The sequence below is a fragment of the Poriferisphaera corsica genome, from assembly GCF_007747445.1.
Taxonomy (GTDB): Bacteria; Planctomycetota; Phycisphaerae; order Phycisphaerales; family Phycisphaeraceae; genus Poriferisphaera; species Poriferisphaera corsica.
This window is the reverse complement of record NZ_CP036425.1, coordinates 1,713,827-1,733,171: the sequence shown is the minus strand read 5'-3', so window position 1 is coordinate 1,733,171 and position 19,345 is coordinate 1,713,827. Positions and strand designations below refer to the sequence as shown.

Below are 19,345 nucleotides of genomic sequence, written 5' to 3'. Positions count from 1 at the left end.
AACGAGAGCTGGCTTTGCCGGCTCTCGTTTTTAATTTTATCATCCAAATTTTATGATGTTGGCTGAACCATACGGTCAGCAACATTCAGCTTCAACTCACCAAATTTCTCTTCGTGTTCACGAATGTAGTTGCCCAGTGTAATTGCCAAACGCTTCGCAGTGTATGGATTCATAACCAGACGATTCTCTAGGTCAAAGCGAATCTCACCAGCAACATCGTCGTCGCCCTGCACACTCTGCACGCTTGTATTCATACCCACTTCCAACACAAACTCATCCGCCTGAGTTTCCGTACGGAATGCATTCACATAGGTTGACTTCTCAGCACGATCATTGATACGAATACGAACTTGCTTCTGATTCTCGGACATCATTTACTCCCGACTGGGTAAAATTCAAAAGATTGATAGAACACTCAAAATATCCAGCCCCCTGCTCTTATCAGTGTAACAAAACATCAACCAATCTGCTTCAAACCTCTCACGAATCATTCTTTCCACGAGGCCCCTTCTTGTTCCACCTTTTCTTCTTCGCCGGCATATCCGTCGGACCACCCCCTTCAACACGAAACGTCCGCTTCTTACCCCCATAAATCTTCTCCCCTGACCCATGAAACTCAGGCCCCTGCCCTCGCTCACGCTGCCGTTTCGCCGCCTTCTTACCCTTACCTATAAACGCATCTCGCTTCGCCACCTTTTTACTATATTGCTTCTTACCTTCCCACTTCTTCCCCTCACCGCGCCGATCCGGCTTCGCCTGCTTTGGTGCCCGCAATGGACGCGGCCCCTCATGCTCACCACCCGGCTTCTGCATCACAAACAAGTAATTAAACCCACGTAAATAGAAGTTCTCTTCCTCTGCCGAGGCCCTGTAATTCCCCATTTCAAGCGTCCGGTTATGCCTCACCACTGACACAATATCAATCGGCGTGAACATCGCTCGCATCTGATCAAACAACTCAAAACCGATCGCATGGAACCCCTTCCCCAACCCGCGATGCACATACGAATCACTCACATACAACCCCAAAAAACCGCCCGGCTTCAACACCCGATTGATCTCTTCCAACACCAGATCCATCGCCTCATAATAACTCCCATCCGCCGCATCCAACTTCCCGATACACCGCACATCATCCGAATACTCCAGATGCGTCGAGTAAGGCGGGTCAATAAACACAAAATCCACCTCACCATTCTTCACTGGCAAATCCCTTGCATCCGCATTCGTGATATCCTCACGCGTCGGATTCACATCAAACCCCATCGCATTGCGCCCCAAATCCTTCGCCACATCCAGCGTCGTCCCGCTCCCACAGCACGGATCAACCACCAGATCACCCTCTTGTGTATACCGCTGGAGCAGATTCCAGATCACATAGCTCGGCGTCGCCCCTCTATAATTAGGATCACCCTGAACATCATCACCGTAATGCTGGGACGGATAATCCCACAATGTCGTCGGCTGTATCCGCAGTGGCGGCTTCCTAAACTGTTGCGGCTGCGACTGTTTATACGAACCCTGTGGCTTCCGAGGGCGGAACTGCTTGTTACTTCGGTGATCTTTCATAGCCTTCCCATTCTAGCATCCCCCCCCTATTCGTCACATCTGATGATTCTGACTAAAATACCCCCTCGAAAATCCCCCTAATCCTCACATAAGAGCCCTACATGAGCAACGATCCACAAAAAATCATCTACTCCATGCTTGGAGTATCTAAAAAATACAATAATAAGACCGTCATCAAAGACATCTCTCTCTCATACTTCTACGGCGCCAAAATCGGCGTTCTCGGCCTCAACGGCTCCGGCAAATCCACACTCCTCCGAATCATCGCTGGTATGGACAAGGACTTCGACGGCGAAATTCAAATCACACCAGGCTACACCGTCGGCTACCTCCCGCAGGAACCACTCGTCGACGAAACCAAAACTGTTCGCGAAGTCGTCGAAGAAGCCGTCTCCGAAGTCACCGACCTCCTCAAAGAATTCGATGAGATCAACGAGAAATTCGCCGAAGAAATGTCCGACGACGACATGGACAAACTCATGACCCGTCAAGGCGACGTCCAGGAAAAACTCGACCTCTTAAACGCATGGGATCTCGACTCACGCCTCGACATGGCCATGGACGCACTCCGCTGCCCACCACCCGACTCACCCGTCAACGTCCTCTCCGGCGGCGAGAAACGTCGCGTCGCACTCTGCCGTTTACTCCTACAAAAACCCGACATTTTGCTCCTCGACGAACCAACCAACCACCTTGATGCAGAGACTATCTCTTGGTTAGAGCGGCACCTTCAGCAATACGAAGGCACCATCATCGCCATCACTCACGACCGCTACTTCCTCGACAACGTCGCCGGCTGGATTCTTGAACTCGACCGCGGCGAAGGCATCCCATGGAAAGGCAACTACTCATCTTGGCTTGACCAAAAACAAAAACGCCTCGCCATCGAACAGAAACAAGACAAAAAGCGTCAACAAGCCCTCAAGCACGAGCTCGAATGGATCGGCAAAACCCCCCAAGGCCGACAAGCCAAATCCAAAGCCCGTATCTCATCATTCGAATCACTCTCCTCAAACGACGAACGCAACCGCGCCAAAGACGCGCAAATCTACATCCCGCCCGGCCCACGTCTCGGCGAACTCGTCATCAAAGCCGACAACCTCACCAAGGCCTACGGCGACAAACTCCTCATGGATAACCTCAACTTCGAACTCCCACGCGGCGGAATCGTCGGCGTCATCGGCCCCAACGGTGCAGGCAAAACCACACTTTTCCGCATGATCACCGGCGAAGAACAGCCCGACTCCGGCTCACTCACCGTCGGCGAAACCGTCGAACTCGGCTACGTCGACCAGACGCGCGACGACCTCGACGATAACAAAACCATCTGGGAAACGCTCTCCGGCGGCAACGAAATCATCAAACTCGGCGACTCCCAAATCAACTCTCGCGCCTACTGCGCTCGCTTCTCATTCACTGGCCCAGACCAACAACAAAAGCTCTCCAACCTCTCCGGCGGACAGCGCAACCGAGTCCACCTCGCAAACATGCTCAAACAGCAAATGAACGTCCTACTCCTCGACGAACCCACCAACGACCTCGATGTCAACACCATTCGCGCACTTGAAGAAGCCGTCACCTCATTCGTCGGCTGCGCCGTCGTCGTCTCCCACGACCGTTGGTTCCTCGACCGCATCGCAACCCATATCCTCGCCTTCGAAGGCGACTCAGAAATCGTCTTCTACCCCGGCAACTACTCCGATTACGAAGCCGACTACAAGCGCCGCAAAGGCCACGACGCCGATCAACCCCACCGCATCAAATACCGCAAACTCACACGATAACCACGACTTCGCCAATAAACATTCACACGCTGCATCACAAATGGTGCAGCGTTTTTTTTACATTCAATCCGCTTCAATTACACTTTTTCAACCCTATTTTCAGGGTAAATCCCACAACACATCAGACCGATCTATCTTGCGCTTATGGTATGATGCCACTTCTTATTAAATGCACGAAACAGGGTCATATCCAATGCCACTCTCAATCGATGACGTCACCGTTCTCATCTGTACACGCAACCGTTCTAACTGCGTAATCCGCGCTATCGAATCCACTCTATCTCAAAAACCATACCCACCCCACATCATTGTCCTCGATGACTTTTCGACCGACGACACTGTTTCTGTCATCCGCAGCCAATTCCCTCAAGTCGAACTCCTCACACCCGACAACAAACAGCACAACTACATCAAACACAGAAACGATCTCGTCAAACTCGCCCAGACACCCATCGTTCTTCTCCTTGATGACGACGCATATCTCACCGACGAGAACATCGTTACCGGCGCCCTTCCCTATTTCTCAAACCTCCGCATCGCAATCGTCGGCATCCCCTGCTTCAACCCACAAACCAACAATTGGGAGCAAGGCTCTCCCAACACATCCAAACAGTCCAACCCACATTCACCCAAACTTCTCAATGCATACATGGAGTCCACCTCCCTCTACCGCCGCGACGCCTACCTCCATGCCCAAGGCTTCCGTGAAGACCTCGCCATGTACACCGAAGCCGCCGACCTCTCCACACGTCTCTTCCAACGTGGCTTCCTCATCGCACTCGCAAACACTGCCCCCATCAACCACGACCCCGGCCCACGAGCCGTCACCCCCTCCTCAACACCTCAATCCGCATCCACCCCCTACTCCCCCCTCTGGCGAGCCGACCTCCACACCCGCAACAATTTCCTCTTCACCACCCGTTACGTCCCCTTCACCCGCATCCCCCCTGTCCTCCTCAACCAATTAAAAACCATCTACAACCGCTACAAAAATATCAACCACCGCCGGCGCATCCCTCTCGTTCTCCTCAAATCCGCTCTCGCCTGCCTCGCCAACCTCCCAAAACGCAAGCCTTTATCCACAGACCAATACCTCCGTTGGTGCCACCTCCCACGCCCCGAATCCACCATTCAAGCCCTTGAGCCCCATCTTCCTCCCCTACCTGATCTCACACCACTCACCCCAAAACCCGCCGCAGTATCGACCTGACACACCCCTCAGACCCCTTCTCACTCATCTACCAAACCTCTGAAAGCCGATAATCTCTTCATCCACCACTTTCTCCCCAACCCCCAATATTTGCCCCCAAAACCGCACACGATTATCATTTACATCCTTATAAACCAAAATATAAACACACTTTTAACCTCAGGGGTTAAATCACTATGACAGACGCTGATGCAACATTCGGTGCCGCACAGGCAATCGATTCCGCAACCGCAACCAAATACTACGAGCAAGGCCTTGCAGCCGAGACCGAGTGCGACCGCCCTGCCGCTATCAAAGCATACCAGGCCGCCTACACCGCGAACCCTGATGATGCCAACATTTGCTTCCGTCTCGCTTACGCCCTCGACGTCACCGGCGAAGAAGACGAAGCACTACACCTCTACGAAGAGTGCATCAAAGCTGACAAGCCTCACCTCAACGCACTCATCAACCTCGCCATTCTCTACGAAGACCGCAACGAGCTTTCCAAAGCAGAACGATGCATCCGCCAAGTTCTCGCCACAAGCCCCAATCACCCACGCGCTTCGCTCTACATCAAAGACATCATCGCTTCCAAAGCCATGATCATCGATGATGAAGCCGAAAAGCGCAACGAAAAGCACATGGTGCTTCTCGACACGCCTGTCACCGACTTCGAACTCTCTGTCCGCACACGCAACGCGCTCCGCAAAATGAACATCCGAACCCTCGGCGACCTCCTCAAAGTCACCGAAGCGGAACTACGCTCATTCAAAAACTTCGGCGACGCATCTCTCGAAGAGATCAAAGCCATGCTCGCACAAAAAGGCCTCCGTCTCGGCCAATCCGTCGAGCAGCATCAGCAAGCCGTCAAAGAACAAGTCTACGAACAACTCGCAGACTCACAGGGCGACAACGAAATGCTCTCACGCCCCATCGCTGACCTCAACCTCTCCGTACGTGCTCGCAAAGCACTCGCACTCCTCAACGTCTCATGCATCGGCGACGTCGTCCTCCGCACAGAGGCCGAACTCATGGGCGTCAAAAACTTCGGCATGACCTCACTCCTCGAGATCAAAGAAAAACTCGCCGAAATGGGCATGGGGCTTCGCACCCTCGAAGGCTAAACCTTCTCCCCTCTAAAACCAAAAACAAACCAAAACAACCTCGCATTGCGAGGTTGTTTTTTCATGCATCAATACCCATTTGCCTATTGCGTCTTATCCAATCAGATTTCTTCAAGCCCATGACCTCTGGTCATGGGGTGTTTGCACAATTCAGCGATCATCAACCTGCAATCAATTATTTCTTCCGCAGCCACGTTCCCAACACCGCCGCCACAATCGCTTCCGGACAATCCTCCTGCACAAGATGCCCCGCATCCCGAACAACCTCACACGGCAACTCCGAAATCATCGCCGCCAACGCCTCCCCCTTCCCGTACGGAATCCACTCATCCTGCTCCCCCCACAACACCTTCACCGGGCAATCCATCTTCCCATACAACCCCTGCACCTCATCCGTATACGTCTGATCCATCTGCGTGATCTGCCTGTAAAAAGCAGCCTGCCCCACTTCCCCCAGCCAAGGCTCGCTATAGATCTCAAACGCCTCCTCCGACAATGTTCGATGTGCAGCCGTCTGCAAATACGCTCGCAACATCGCCTCATGCATATACCCTGGCATCTCACTAAACGCCTTTTCATGCTTCCGCACATGCTGGACAAGCGCCGACCCCCACGGCGGCAACGCCACCGCATCAAAAATCGTCAACGAACCATACCGCAAACCATTCAAGTAATACCCCCGCAGCGCCGTCGCACCACCAAAATCATGCGCCAAAACATGCGGCCGCTCCAACCCCCATTCCTCTATCAACCCCGCCAACACCCCGTTCTGAACACCCAACGACACATCCTGACCCTCCCGCATCTCTGACTGCCCATACCCCACAAGATCATAATAATAAACCGTAAATCGTCCCGTCAGATGTGGCAATATCCGCCGCCATACCTGTGACGAAAACGGCGTCCCATGTATCGCAATCAACGCCATCCCCCCCTGACCCCCCCCTTTTTTTCCCTTGTTCTTATCACGACACGCCATCTTCCCCCACCGCACGACATTCCCATCAATCACCGATTCATACTGTAACTCAAGCATAAGCACCATACTTTCATATTGTCATTTAGCGATATGACTATATAATAAACGCTATGGATCGGTCAATACAAATCAAAGCCATCGCCAGCAAACCGCGCATGCAAATCCTTAAACTGCTCGCCAAACCACGCAGGCACTTCAAACATCAATGGTCCGCCGACCCCGTTAACTTTGGTGTATGCATGACACTTATCGCCGAAGCACTGGATATCGCCCAACCAACCGCCAGCCGCCACCTCGACATCCTCAAGCAAGCCGGATTCATCACCGTTCGCAAACACCAAAAGTGGTCTTACTGCAAACGTCACGACAAAAATATCCAGGCCTTCACCACCTGGCTATCAAAACAATTAGCATCCTAATAGTTTATAGATACACCACTCCCCCTCCTAGCCACAGAATCGTGTACCGCCGCGACCCAACAACACACCCACCAACCCTGCCTCCTCGAAAAGTACATTTCATGATGCACGCACCTCACTACTCCCCAATCTCATAAACCTTCACCCACCCCTCCTCTGCATCTCGGCTTCCTCCGATTGCCTTATCCCATCCAAATCGGCTCACCCACACCCGTTTGTTATTCCCATCTGCAGCCAACCATCCTCGATTAACCTGATACCGGCCCAGCTCTCCCAACTCAAGCGCCACAAACCGTCCCACACTCTCATCATCTTTCGATACCACCGCCAGCATCGCCCACTTCTGTCGATCATACCCCGGCTGCCACGCAATCCCTCCAAAACTATTGTAAACCCCTCGCGCAATCCGCGTCCTCATCTCCTTCTGCTCCGCCGTTAGATTCATCTTTGTTATATCACCATGTTTCGGAACCACCGCTGCCAGTTCCCCCAAATAGCTCCTCGTAAAATCGGCACTACGCTGATCAATCACCTTCTCCCCTTCACCAAAATCAAAATCACATCCTTGCTGCCATCCCTTCTCAGGTAACTTCTCAAAACCCACCGAGCGCAACTTCTCCAACCCCAAACCATGCCACACACCATCAGCATCTACAATCCCCCAACTGTAATCTCCAAAGCCCTCTCCACCACCACTTACACTCACACACAACCCGTCATACAACAACTCCCCATCACGCCCTATCCTCATCGGTTCACACTGCGCACCATCCAAGTTCACATCCTCTCGCCTCACAATAAAATTCTGTTCATTCACAACCTTCTTCCTCATCACATCCACCACCACAATGCGGCTAAACCGCGTACTAACCCGCTTCCCCACTGCATCATACGCTTTATCACTACTAAATTTCTCGTTAATCGTACCCACAACCACCACAAAACCATCCCCTAAATCATACATCTTCGTACTCATTACATTCGTTTTCGGTACGGCATCACCTTTTGTCATCTCGATCTTCTCTAACTCTCCATTAGACGATTCATACCAATAGAGCCGCTGCCCCAAGGTCAGCAAATAACCACCATCAAACGCGATAAACCGAGGCAACAACCCGTCCCAACTATCCCTCATCAATTGAAACCGCCGTCTCTCGCCATCGATTACCTCATAATAAATTTCACTCGCATACTCTCGCGCCAGCACCTCCTTTTTCACCTCACCACTTACCTCGTCAAACCACATCCCCCATAATTCATGATGCATACCATCACTCCTCTGCGTTCCAACCACTCGCCATTTTTCGTCCCACCCCATCATCCACTCATACAACTTCGCTGAAGGCAAATCCACCCAGTCAATCACTTCACCACCACTCATATCCCACCACGTCCCATCCCGCCACTCTCCATAACCAATCCCCTGTGTATACCCCTTCATCGCCCGCCACGCGCTCACCCCCACCACAGCCGCTCCCCCCCAACACACAAACATCACCATAAGCGCCACAGCAAAACACACCCACCGTACCTGCCACCATTTCCTCACCGAAACCTTCTCCACCTTAAACTCCTTCCCACACTCCGCACACACAACCGCATCTCTCTTCCCATCAGCCACACGCAACACATAACCGCACCGTTTGCAATAACCCTCCCCCACTCGTACATCCTGCAGCTTCCTGCGAATCCTCATCCATCGCCACATATACACCGTGGCCACCAGCCCCATCAAGCTCCCCACCATCACAACAATCTCCGGCCACAACCAAACCCCAACCTCCCATAAATCCACACTGCTTATTTCCACCCACCCCAAAATTTCATGCTTCGTCTCCACTCCCTTCACACCCCACAACCATCCCATCTCTTGTCCAACCTTCAGAGCCAACTCTCCCGAATGCTCAACTTCCATCACCGAAACTTGATCTGCCATCATCGTTCTCCCGAAATATTGCTCTACATCTGATAGATTGGTCTACTACACACATCCTTCATAGAACAGTGAAATGTTCAAGTATTTTCTTTCACCCTAGCAATTTACATGCCAAATCAACAACAAGACAAAACGCGCGCACAAACACGAAACCCAATCTAAAACACCTTCATTTTCTTTCTCTTTTCTCATTTTTTTTGTCAAAAACTAATTAAAACAGCCAAAAACTCACCAATTCTGCATCGTTTCAATTCAGACTAATCTTAGAAAATCACTTTTTGTGCGCAAAATAGCGCCATATATAATCCCAAGCAAGTCTGCCCGCCCCACAAAACACGTCAAAAGCACACATACCAAACCACCCCGCCCCTCACGCACGACAACTTCCATTTTTTTTACCCCTAAAAGCAACTTTCAATTTTCAACAATTGAGCAAACTTAGCGCACAATCATAAAAAATGGCTGAACACATCACATGTTCAGCCACACAATCAATTAGTTCTTCAACTAAATTTTAAATCAACTTCATCCCGCATCACACCCCCTCACGATGTATCAATCGAGTCAAATAAACTCAATTTGTTGTGGACACATTCTTGTCCAACGATTTTTTCATGTTGTCGAGTGCTGCACGTAATTGCGGAGCCATCTGCGAGTTCGGCGCCGCTTCGATCGCATCCTCAACAGCCTTGATCACCGCTTCGTTATCCCCCTTAGCAACCAACAACTGAGCCTTGAGCATGTACATTTCCTGTACCTTATCTGCTTCGGCTGGCGGATCATCATTAAACACAACCTGCAACTGAATCAGCGCCTCATCGAGATCTCCCGACTTGGCAGCCATCATCACGCGCTGCATCGCTTCTTCCCATTTCATGTTCTGCAAGATTGATGCGTATTTCTCTTTTAAACCCGCTTCGTTATTTGCATCGAGTTCTGAAATTTCTTTGATCTGATCGCGCATCCCCAGTGCAGCGTTATCGATGCCAATCACATTGATTGCTTCATCAAGTTTTTCAGCACGTGCTGTGCCTTGCAGTTTTTCCGCTTCATCCAAAATCCTGTCACGCAGCAACCGGCTTTCGCGCAACTGATACAAATGCTGTGCATACTTCTCAGGACTAATCGGTTGATACCCGGTCTGCCCGTACGGCGTTCCGTTCTGATCAAAAAGGATCAACGTGGGATAACCTTCAATACGATATTTCTGCTGCGCTTCTGCGTTACGCTGCTTAACCTCTGGGGATTGAGATTTTTGTCTTGGGTAATCCAGCTTCACAAGAATAAAATCATCAGTGACCGCGTCCTGAAATTCTTTCTGACTCAAGATCGATTTATCAAGTGCAATACAGGGTGGACACCAATCTGAACCGGTGAACTTAACCACAACGTCTTTGTTTTCACGCTTGGCTTGCGCGAATACATCTTTGAGATCTGCGTCGATCTGCCACGGGCCATGATCTTTTGCACCTGCTTGCTGCGTCGCGGCATTCGGTGATGCGGGGGCTTCTTGAGCGTAGAGTGTCTGAGAAAGTGTAAGGGCACATTGCATACTCAACCCGAGCATGATGGTTTTGATAAGGTTACGATGATTAACCATGTGATTTCCTTCAAGAATGAACATCCGTAGCGTCATATGTCATCAAAGGCAATACGGCCTGTATCATATGTCATGCTGTCTCGTCGCATGTCTGATCAACAGCGCATCAATACGTGTGCGCAGACGTTGGTGTTTACATGAGTTTGAAACACCACCTAAGTCGCGTTATTCGGCCGCTTTAGAGTGTCTTGTGAAATTACTTGCCTCGTTGACCAATAGGTCGTTAAGTAAAAAACGGTTATTACATGAGCCTGCTTCTGATTGTTTCGCAGGACATGTGACACGTAATAATGCAACTTACTTTATTTCTTCATAAAACCGCTATATGGAACGGTATATAGATAGCGAACCTTGCTGAATGAGAAAATATTCTGACAAAAGTAATTTTAGGCCAGAAAATTCTGAAAACGACCCCTGACCAGTGCATGCTGCGAGGGAAGTCTGGATCGACATGTCTTTAGAGCGCTTTGTATGGTTATCCTTGGGAACGATCCATGGACATTCAATCGTGCCAGGCGGTAAATCGGCAAAAATAAATCGCCATAAAACGGCGATTTTACAGCGATAACTGCGATAATTGGCCTACAGCAGGCGGAACATGCAGGGATATCGATAAAAAGATTGTCAATCCTGTTTAAGAACGAGTAATGTGTGTTCAATTACTGGAAGTTAGTCAGCTAAGTCATCTAGAGCGTCTTGCGTAATTATCTATGCGTTGACCAATGGGTCGATCACATGAAACGAAGGTATTTCAGCGATTCTTTGCTGCTGTTATTCGCAGACAAGACCTATGGATATTCGTGTAAACTGCGATAAAGCAATGTTATTGCATGTTTTGCGGGATTGATGTCTTGGTAAGGGCGATGAGGGACGACGCAGTCCGTGGGGATGAGGGGTTAATTTTGACGGTTTTGAATGGATAGGTTATATCATTCGCTGCGTTCAATCGTTTAAGGAGTGAAATATCTTGAGTAAAAGCCGCATCCTTGTAGCAGTGAGTTCACCGTGGGCCAGCGAAAAGCTGTTGGGCCCTGTCGCGGATTTAGCGTCCCGGTTGGGATCGGATGTGGTGATTGCCCATGTGGCAACACTTCAGGATGAAGATGAGCATGAATCGGATGCGACGAATCGAGGCGAGCAGACACTGAAGCTGCTGACTGAATCGCTGGCGGATAAGGGCATCAACAGTGAGGGGATCATGCTGTTTTCGGATGACACATCAAAGGCGATCTTAAACACCGCTCACGCACGGCAATGCACCATGATTTTGCTTGGGCTAACAGGTAAGGGCGTATTAAAGCGATTGATCGCGGGAGACGTGCCGGGGAATCTGATTCGCCAGACAGACTTGCCGGTGTTGCTGCTGCCTGCGAACTGGAATGGGAACTTGTAGGTTGATTTGATGAGATTATTGGGTTGGTTATAGAACTGAATGAATAGAAAGAGACACGCATCATAAATGCGTGTCTCTTTTTTTATTCTAAGTTGAGGTACTCAGCGTTTTTTACGTGAACGAACAAAGAGGCTGAGCGTACCGAGCGCGAGTAGTGATGCGCTTGCAGGTTCGGGAACGACGAAGCCGAAATTATCGATGGCGCTGCGGCCGGTGTCGTCATCGTTGGTGAGCAGTAGGCGAGAGATTGATTGTGTGTTATCCGTTGGTGTGATGACGTAGCGGACCCAATCGTTGCTGAGCGTGATGGTTGACTTGTTTGAGCCGTGGTTGGGGTCAGAGGCGAGTAACGCATTGGAGAGTGCGTCATAGACTTCGATATCCACGTTGATCAGGCTATTTGAAGCGTTGAAAAAAGAGATTGTGCCGTTGGGATCCGCGTTGCCGGGCAGGACACGATCACGCGCGACGAATTGCATGTGATTGGCGGCATGGCTTAGGATAGCTGTACTGTCAATATTGTCTTCTTCAGTCCAGAATGAACGAGCGTCCTGAAAGTAGAGCGGCCCATCGGGTCGTATACCGATGTGGCCGGTGAAATCGACGCTGTATGCGCCTTTAGTGATGGTCGCAGTGGGGTTGTTGCCGTTGACTTCCTGGAATTTTGTGAAGTAATCAAGTGATGTGTCAGGAAGAAGTATGGCGTTTGAAGTCGTCGATAGTAATGCTGAAGCGAATAAAGAACTGAGACAAAGTAAAGTTGTTTTCCTAAATAATGTGGTGAGTGATATTGTTGGCATGAACTGGCTCTCCATTGTTGCGAACAATCGTGGATTGTCGCGGCCTCCTCGTCGAGTATTGAAGCTATCAGCAGCGAGGTCTGCAGGATAGCGGTCCCTGATTAGAGCGTCTTACGAAATTACTTACCTCATTCTTCCGATTGTTTCGCAGGGCATGTGGCACGTCATGATGCAATTTGCTTGAGTCAGGGAAAAGCAACATTTATATTTGATTTGCACGGCAAGAAATATAGATATGCGCGTGTACGACACTCACCTGCATGAAATACCTAGACGCATTCCAGTTTATTCCCGCCTAGAGGAAATACCTAAAACTATCTGTCCAACCTTTTATATTTGGTTTCTTGCAGCCACTAATCATTGAATAGATTAACCTGTTTAGTGGAGTTGTAACGTATATGAAATTGTCTTGTATTGCTGTTATTAGCAGATAAACTACGGGCTGCCGATTGCGTGTGTATGTGGTTACCTGAATGAAGGGGTGTGATATTGAAGTACAGGTCATGTCAAAGGCGGGGCATCATGTCATGGTGTCTGATGTGTTTATCACGAAGAAATTATCATTAAACTTGTGAAACAAGGGAGACTAGAGATGCCATTACTATTTCGATGTGCTGCAGTTGCAGGTTGTTTGCTGATCGGGTATTCAACCGTTGAGGGATCGATGTTGTATGACGCGTCGTTGAATACTTCAGCGAGTGCGCAGGGTTTTACACTGGGACAGAATCCGCCTTCGGGTGGCGCGTCAACTGCGACATTCAATTCGGATTACACGCGGATTGATTCGAGTGGGGCCACAGGCGAGCAGATTGGGTATTTTTCACTTAATCCATTTGCACCTGCCATCACCCACCCGGGGATGCTGACGGTTGATGCGGCAAGTGGATTTACGTTGAATTTCAATTTGATGATCGAGGAAGAATCACATGTCCATGGTGGGCGTGCTGGGTTCTCGATTATTATTTTGGACGACAACAGTAAGGGGATGGAGATTGGGTTCTGGGATGATGAAGTGTTTGTGTATCATGATGACACGACGGGATCGCTGTTTACCAAGGGCGAGTCCGCGGTGTTTGATACAACGACGGGGATGATTGATTATGAGTTGCAGGTATTGGGCAGCTCGTATCAGCTGAAAGCCAATGGGTCGAAGATATTGACTGGCGCGGTGCGTGATTACACAGCGTTTAGCGGGCCGATTGATCCGTATGAGTATGAAAATTTCATTTTTTGGGGTGATGACACTGGGTCAGCATCATCTATCTCTAGATTAGGCAGTATGGAGATCTTAGCAAGCGTACCTGAGCCAGGAACCATGATGGTGTTAGGCGGATTGTTGGCAGGCGCATTGGCCCGACGGCGCCAATAGCACATGACTAACGCTTGATTAGACTAAGACACGGTTCGAATATGTTCGGACTGTGTTTTTTTATTGCGGTCTCGGCTGTTAATATAGGCTAGTAATGTCAGGTCGAAAGTTCTGAATAAATCCTTCACAATATGATGATTGTGTGGTAAATTTATATGTAAAGTCTGATCGACAAGTGTGTGTTAAGTACGGCTTGTATGAGAACGAGCGGTTTAACAGGATCAGAGATACCGGGCCATGTTTATACTTCACGACGATTAGACATGCATCGTATTAGATGATGATTTTCGCATGATAGAATTGATCATGCGTCAGGCAATCTAATGAGCGGCTGCATGTGCCGGGAATTTTTTAGTTATTTATACCGGGCGGCTGTTAGATGCGGTGCCATTACGTTTATGACGCCCTGTTTTAGCGTGAAGGTGATCATATATTGCTTGTGTTGCTGTGTGAATGAACGTGCTGCGAACGGCATTTGCTGTCCTGTGTTTATTGTGAATTATGCACATGATTCGAGTTTGTTTTTTTAATCATTTATATGAGACGTATAAATAATTGCTGCGTCTAACTAATGGATACATTGAGAAGTTTTATTTAATAACAGATACACCGCCTGCCCCGCCCCCATGCTCATATCCCCTCTGCATTGGGGGCGGGGCGCCCTTTTTGATTTTTTTGAGCGGTGATGCGCGAAGGGCGTCGCATACAAACGGTTGGCTGTGAGATGAGGTTGCGGGCAAAAAATATGGGGGTACACTTCGGGAATGAGTATTATTTTGAATAGTTCAGATTTATCGTTGGCGCCCACAGTGGGGCCTTTGGTGCGTCAAGGCATGACGTTTGGTGAGTCGTTGAAAGGCTTGGCGACGATTGGATTTTCGAGCGTCCAGTTGGATGGGACATTGAGTGGTATGCGTGCGCGAGAGCTCTCGGATCGCGACCGTAAGGATTTAGCGGCAACGGTAGGTCGGCATGGGATGCGTGTGGCGGGGATCGATTTGTTTATCCCGCGGATACATTTCAACGACACGGCGCATCAGGATCGGGCGATGGATGCGTTTGTGCAGACGATGAGTTTGTCAGCAGATCTGGGGCGTGTGCCGGTTAGTGTGGCGATTGATGCTGAGGGTGTGGAGGGGGATGTACTGAAGGGAATGCTGGAGACGGCGGATCGTTTGGGTGTGGGCTTGGCGATCCATGGTGAGGATAAACTGAAAGCGCTGGTGGGGTTGATTGAAGAAGAGGACTTACCGATGCTTGGATGCGGGCTAGATCCTGCCGCAGTGATGGCGTTTGGGGGTGACGCGGTGAAGTGGGTGCAAGAACATGGAAAGGTGCTGAAAGTGGGGAGGTTGTCAGATTTGTCAACGGTGGCTGTGGAGCAGGCTGGGCCGCGACGCGTGGCGGCAGGAAATCAGGATGGCGGGTTGGATGTGATGGGGTATCGGCTGGGGTGCGATATGGCGAGTGGGCGTGTTGGGCCTGTGGTGCTGGACTTGCGACAATTGGAGAATGGGCTGACGGGAGCGAAGATCGGGAAGGCGAATTGGGAGGATGCGGCGATTCGTTTGTAGTAATTTAGAGATCACTACTAACTAAATCGCCTTCCGTAATTATCGACTCGCGGAGTGTTGGGTAGATAACTAAATACCGAAGTGTTATTGTGAGTTTGCTGCATCAATTCTCAACGCTATCCCTCTGATTAATCACGCAACTGGCTCTAATATTTGAGGTTGGAGCTGGATGTTGCCACGAAGGACGAAGAAAGAAGAAAGAATCGCGAAGATGACGAAGAAGATGCGCATGATCAGGAGCATGCCGACGATTTGGTTGTTGCTGGCGAATTGATCGGATGCGAGAAAGGCGAAGCCGAGGCCTTCCATGACGCCGAGACCCTGGTAGGAAATGGGCATGGAACCGGCGAGGAAGATGACGGGTAGAACGCAGTACATGAGGCCGATGGGGGTTTGCATTTGCAGTGCGTAGCCTGCGAGCGCGACGGCGGTGACTTGGCAGAGGTGGATGGGTATGCTGATGAGGATGGCAGAAAACACTGCTTTTTTATGGTGTTTATAGGCGACCGTGGCATGGTCTAGTTTGGCAAAAATGTTGCCGGGACTCATGCGATCCATGAGGAATTTGAGGCCGATGAGGGTACGAATGTGTTGGGAGAAATAGGCGATGCCGAGGGTTGTGATGACGGCGATGAGAATCCAGATGCTGATTGTGATGCGCTGTGCGAGAGGGTTGTGGAGGAGGAATAAGCCGACGATACCACCGAGAATGATGAGACCGAAGAGGCCGGCGATGCGATCGAAGACGACGGACATGACTGCGGTCGAACGGTTATCTGAGCCTTTGGCGGCGTAGTAGGCTTTGACGACGTCGCCGCCGGTCATGCCGGGCATACAGAAATTGAAGAAGAGCCCGACGAGTGTGAGACGGATTGCTTTGAAAGGGTGGACGATGATGCCGCGACAACGGAGGAGAATCCACCAGCGGATGCCTTGAACGGGGAACATGATGCCGATGAGGAGCAAGCCAAGCGCGAGGAGAGCGTAATTCGCTTCAGCCATTGTGGAAATGATGCCGAGCCGGAATTGGAGGTCCGTGAGCTTCTCGCCAAGATCGGCATCCGAGATGGTGATTTGGCTATCTATATTAGGGAATTGCGGGGTTGGTTTGAGTTGAACGAGGTAGCTGCTCTGGTCGTGGCTGATGATTCTGAGCTGGGTAGCTTTCGCGTATGTGATGTTGCTGGGAAGGGTGTAGTTGGCTGGAACAAGAATGGAGTCGGTCCATGTGAGTGAGTAGGCGATGTAGGTGAGGCCTGCAACGGCGACAAGGAGTCGGATCGTGGTGGTGAGATACTTTTTTGTGTTGGGAGGCAGGTTCAAGTGGGTGGCTCCGGATGGTCTTGAAATATGGTGCGTGGTGCGGATAACTGATAGGGATATGATAACGGACATGCGGGAGAAGGTGTATATTTTAGCGTCTTGCGAAATTACTTGGCTCGCTGGCCGGTGGGGCGTTACGTAAGAACGCTTCCAACATGAGGCTGTTTCCGATTGCTTCACAGGACATGTGGCACGCCATGATGCAACTTGCTCTAGTTCTATGTGTGAAAATGGGGATTCAGCGGATTGCGAACGGGCTGGTGTTGATGATATGCTTAGGGCATGAATGAATTCGTGAATGATGGGTACGGAAATAACGGCGGCGGCAAGCGGGCAAGGAAGATTGCTGCGGTGCTGATGTGGGTCACATCGGGGGTGACGACACTGATGTATGGGTGTTGCTCGGCGCTAATCGTTGCGGTCGCAAATGTCCCGATCGAGCAGGTTAATCAGTTTTTCGAGGAACAAAAGGCGCAGGCGCCGGATGAGGCGTATGTGACGGCTTTAACGCAGTTGCAGGATCAGTATCCGAGTTTCCAACCTTGGTTGCCGTGGGTGGCTGTGATCATGTTTTTACTGATTGTGCTGCCGGCGCTTTTGACGATCGTGCTAAGTTTTGGCGTCAGAAAAGGATCCCGCGGGGCAACAATCGGGGCGATGGTTTGCTGTATCGAGCTGGTTGGGGTCTTTGGTTTTCTTTGTATCAGTTCATTGCTGACGAGTCAGTTGAGTAATCTGGTGATTATCTTGCCGATTGTGGTGGGGTATGCGATGAGCGCGGTGTATTTGTCGCGAGCTCTTCGAGACGGCGGACGGTATATTGATGGGCAAGGCGGTGAAGGGCGGGATGGTTTCACGACTGATCCGTGGAATCAGCAGATGTAATAAAACAGAATGATAAGGGCGCGGGGTACTTTCGGTAAACGGGCTAATCAGATATTAGATCACAAGGATGTCAAGATGATGATAAATTTGAAACGATTGGGTTTGCAGATGATGGCTGGGGTATTGGGGATTGTGGTGATGGCGGGGAGTGTGATGGGGGCGGATGCGGAGCATGTTGAGAAAGGGGAAGCAGCAATTGCGAAGGGTGTTGCGTTCTTAAAGGGAACACAGAATGCGGATGGGTCGTGGACACCGCAGCCTGGGCCGGGGATTACGGCGATGGCGATGCAGGTGATGATTGATGACCCTCATGTTGGGTTAGACGATCCGAGTGTATTGAAAGCGCTTGGGTATGTATTGAGCAAGGCGCAGCCGAATGGGTCGATTGCGGATGGAGACTTTTTAACGAACTACAACACGTCGATTTGTTTGTCGGCATTGTCGCGTCTAAAAGGTGATCCGAAGATTGATGCGGTGATGAAAAGAGCACAGGATTACCTGAAGAGTATTCAGTGGGCGGGGCAGCTTGATCCGAATGGGAAAGTGATTGACAAGGATCATCCGTACTATGGTGGCGCGGGGTATGGAAAGCATGGCCGACCTGATATGAGTAACACGCAGTTTATGCTGCAGGCTTTGCATGATTCGGGATTGAGTTCTGATGATGAAGCATTTCAGCGGGCGCTCGTGTTTATTAGCCGACATCAGGGGGTTGAGAGCAATGAGATGTTTAAGAATGGGGAGTTAGCATTGGAAGGCGGGTTTGTTTATGCGGTGAGTTTGAACAAAGACAATATTGGTGTGCCTCAGAGTAAGGCCTCACCGGAGATGGAGGATGAAGCGAAAGCAGGCCGACCGGTGTCGGGCTTGCGAGCCTATGGTTCGATGACGTATGCGGGGTTCAAGTCGCTGCTGTATGCGGGGCTGACGAAGAACGATCCGCGTGTTGTAGCGGCATATAACTGGATGCGTGAAAACTATACGTTCGAACAGAACCCGGGGATGCCGGAGAAGGTGAAACTCCAGGGGCTGTTTTATTACTACATGGCTGCGGCGCGGGCATTGCGTGTTTGGGGGCAGGAAGAATTGGTCACACCTGAAGGTGCAAAAAATTGGGGCAATGATTTGATTGATCAGCTTGTGTCGGTACAAGCGGCAGATGGATCATGGATAAATTCGGCAGACCGTTGGATGGAGGATGATGCAAATCTTGTGACGGCGTACTCGCTGATGAGTTTGCAGAATGCTACGTATCCAAGATCTGGTGGCGCGGGTCAGGAGTAGACGGATTAATATAACCGTGAGATAGATATCTATGAAAGTGCATACAGGATTGTGTGCACTTTTTTTGCGTGCTAATGGGCAATGCTTAAGGCAATATTGCGGATGTGGGACAGA

At 50.3% G+C, this 19,345-nt stretch carries 16 protein-coding genes; 9 read left to right on the top strand and 7 right to left on the bottom strand.

Annotation, left to right across the window (positions count from 1 at the left end; translation table 11 throughout):
- Positions 1-50: 50 nt before the first annotated feature.
- Complete coding sequence (locus KS4_RS07015) at positions 51-371, bottom strand: DUF3467 domain-containing protein (protein WP_200761665.1); 321 nt, start codon at positions 369-371, stop codon at positions 51-53.
- A gap of 109 nt (positions 372-480) precedes the next feature.
- Entirely contained in the window at positions 481-1,569 is a 1,089-nt protein-coding gene (locus KS4_RS07010; protein WP_145076466.1) for a TRM11 family SAM-dependent methyltransferase, read from the bottom strand.
- A gap of 101 nt (positions 1,570-1,670) precedes the next feature.
- On the opposite strand from KS4_RS07010, the gene ettA reads away from it, so the two are divergent.
- From ettA to KS4_RS06995, 3 genes are all read left to right on the top strand, one after another.
- Positions 1,671-3,353 (top strand): energy-dependent translational throttle protein EttA, encoded by a 1,683-nt coding sequence (ettA, locus tag KS4_RS07005; protein ID WP_145076464.1) that lies wholly within the window; start codon positions 1,671-1,673, stop codon positions 3,351-3,353.
- Between the two features lie 193 nt (positions 3,354-3,546).
- Positions 3,547-4,563, top strand: a complete 1,017-nt coding sequence (locus tag KS4_RS07000) for a glycosyltransferase family 2 protein (protein ID WP_200761664.1) — start codon at positions 3,547-3,549, stop codon at positions 4,561-4,563.
- Positions 4,564-4,739: 176 nt separating this feature from the next.
- Positions 4,740-5,669, top strand: a complete 930-nt coding sequence (locus tag KS4_RS06995) for a DNA-directed RNA polymerase subunit alpha C-terminal domain-containing protein (protein WP_145076460.1) — start codon at positions 4,740-4,742, stop codon at positions 5,667-5,669.
- A 175-nt stretch (positions 5,670-5,844) separates the two neighbouring features.
- Here KS4_RS06995 and KS4_RS06990 read toward each other — a convergent pair whose 3' ends face one another.
- Positions 5,845-6,705 (bottom strand): alpha/beta fold hydrolase, encoded by an 861-nt coding sequence (locus KS4_RS06990; RefSeq protein WP_145076458.1) that lies wholly within the window; start codon positions 6,703-6,705, stop codon positions 5,845-5,847.
- 53 nt (positions 6,706-6,758) lie between these two features.
- Here KS4_RS06990 and KS4_RS18130 point away from each other — a divergent pair, with 53 nt between their 5' ends.
- Positions 6,759-7,067: an ArsR/SmtB family transcription factor gene (locus tag KS4_RS18130; RefSeq protein ID WP_145076456.1), complete on the top strand. Its 309-nt coding sequence runs from the start codon at positions 6,759-6,761 to the stop codon at positions 7,065-7,067.
- Positions 7,068-7,185: 118 nt separating this feature from the next.
- On the opposite strand, the gene KS4_RS06980 is transcribed toward KS4_RS18130, so the two are convergent.
- Positions 7,186-9,003, bottom strand: coding sequence for a hypothetical protein (locus KS4_RS06980; RefSeq protein ID WP_145076454.1), 1,818 nt, complete (start codon positions 9,001-9,003; stop codon positions 7,186-7,188).
- 574 nt (positions 9,004-9,577) lie between these two features.
- A complete protein-coding gene (locus KS4_RS06975) occupies positions 9,578-10,603 on the bottom strand; it encodes a thioredoxin fold domain-containing protein (protein WP_200761663.1) in 1,026 nt (341 codons plus the stop codon).
- 967 nt (positions 10,604-11,570) lie between these two features.
- Between KS4_RS06975 and KS4_RS06970 the strand changes: the two genes are divergently transcribed.
- Positions 11,571-11,996 (top strand): universal stress protein, encoded by a 426-nt coding sequence (locus KS4_RS06970; protein ID WP_200761662.1) that lies wholly within the window; start codon positions 11,571-11,573, stop codon positions 11,994-11,996.
- A 101-nt stretch (positions 11,997-12,097) separates the two neighbouring features.
- Here KS4_RS06970 and KS4_RS06965 read toward each other — a convergent pair whose 3' ends face one another.
- Positions 12,098-12,796, bottom strand: coding sequence for a PEP-CTERM sorting domain-containing protein (locus tag KS4_RS06965; RefSeq protein ID WP_200761661.1), 699 nt, complete (start codon positions 12,794-12,796; stop codon positions 12,098-12,100).
- A 592-nt stretch (positions 12,797-13,388) separates the two neighbouring features.
- Between KS4_RS06965 and KS4_RS06960 the strand changes: the two genes are divergently transcribed.
- Positions 13,389-14,165: a choice-of-anchor Y domain-containing protein gene (locus tag KS4_RS06960; RefSeq protein WP_145076447.1), complete on the top strand. Its 777-nt coding sequence runs from the start codon at positions 13,389-13,391 to the stop codon at positions 14,163-14,165.
- A gap of 776 nt (positions 14,166-14,941) precedes the next feature.
- Positions 14,942-15,739 (top strand): sugar phosphate isomerase/epimerase family protein, encoded by a 798-nt coding sequence (locus tag KS4_RS06955; RefSeq protein ID WP_145076445.1) that lies wholly within the window; start codon positions 14,942-14,944, stop codon positions 15,737-15,739.
- 132 nt (positions 15,740-15,871) lie between these two features.
- Here the strand turns inward: KS4_RS06955 and KS4_RS06950 are convergent, their stop codons facing one another.
- The gene (locus tag KS4_RS06950; protein WP_200761660.1) at positions 15,872-17,062 is read right to left on the bottom strand and encodes a lysylphosphatidylglycerol synthase transmembrane domain-containing protein; all 1,191 of its coding nucleotides are present in this window, start codon (positions 17,060-17,062) and stop codon (positions 15,872-15,874) included.
- Between the two features lie 282 nt (positions 17,063-17,344).
- Between KS4_RS06950 and KS4_RS06945 the strand changes: the two genes are divergently transcribed.
- The gene (locus KS4_RS06945; RefSeq protein WP_145076442.1) at positions 17,345-17,947 is read left to right on the top strand and encodes a hypothetical protein; all 603 of its coding nucleotides are present in this window, start codon (positions 17,345-17,347) and stop codon (positions 17,945-17,947) included.
- Positions 17,948-18,022: 75 nt separating this feature from the next.
- Positions 18,023-19,231, top strand: a complete 1,209-nt coding sequence (locus KS4_RS06940; protein WP_234698867.1) for a prenyltransferase/squalene oxidase repeat-containing protein — start codon at positions 18,023-18,025, stop codon at positions 19,229-19,231.
- Positions 19,232-19,345 lie beyond the last annotated feature (114 nt).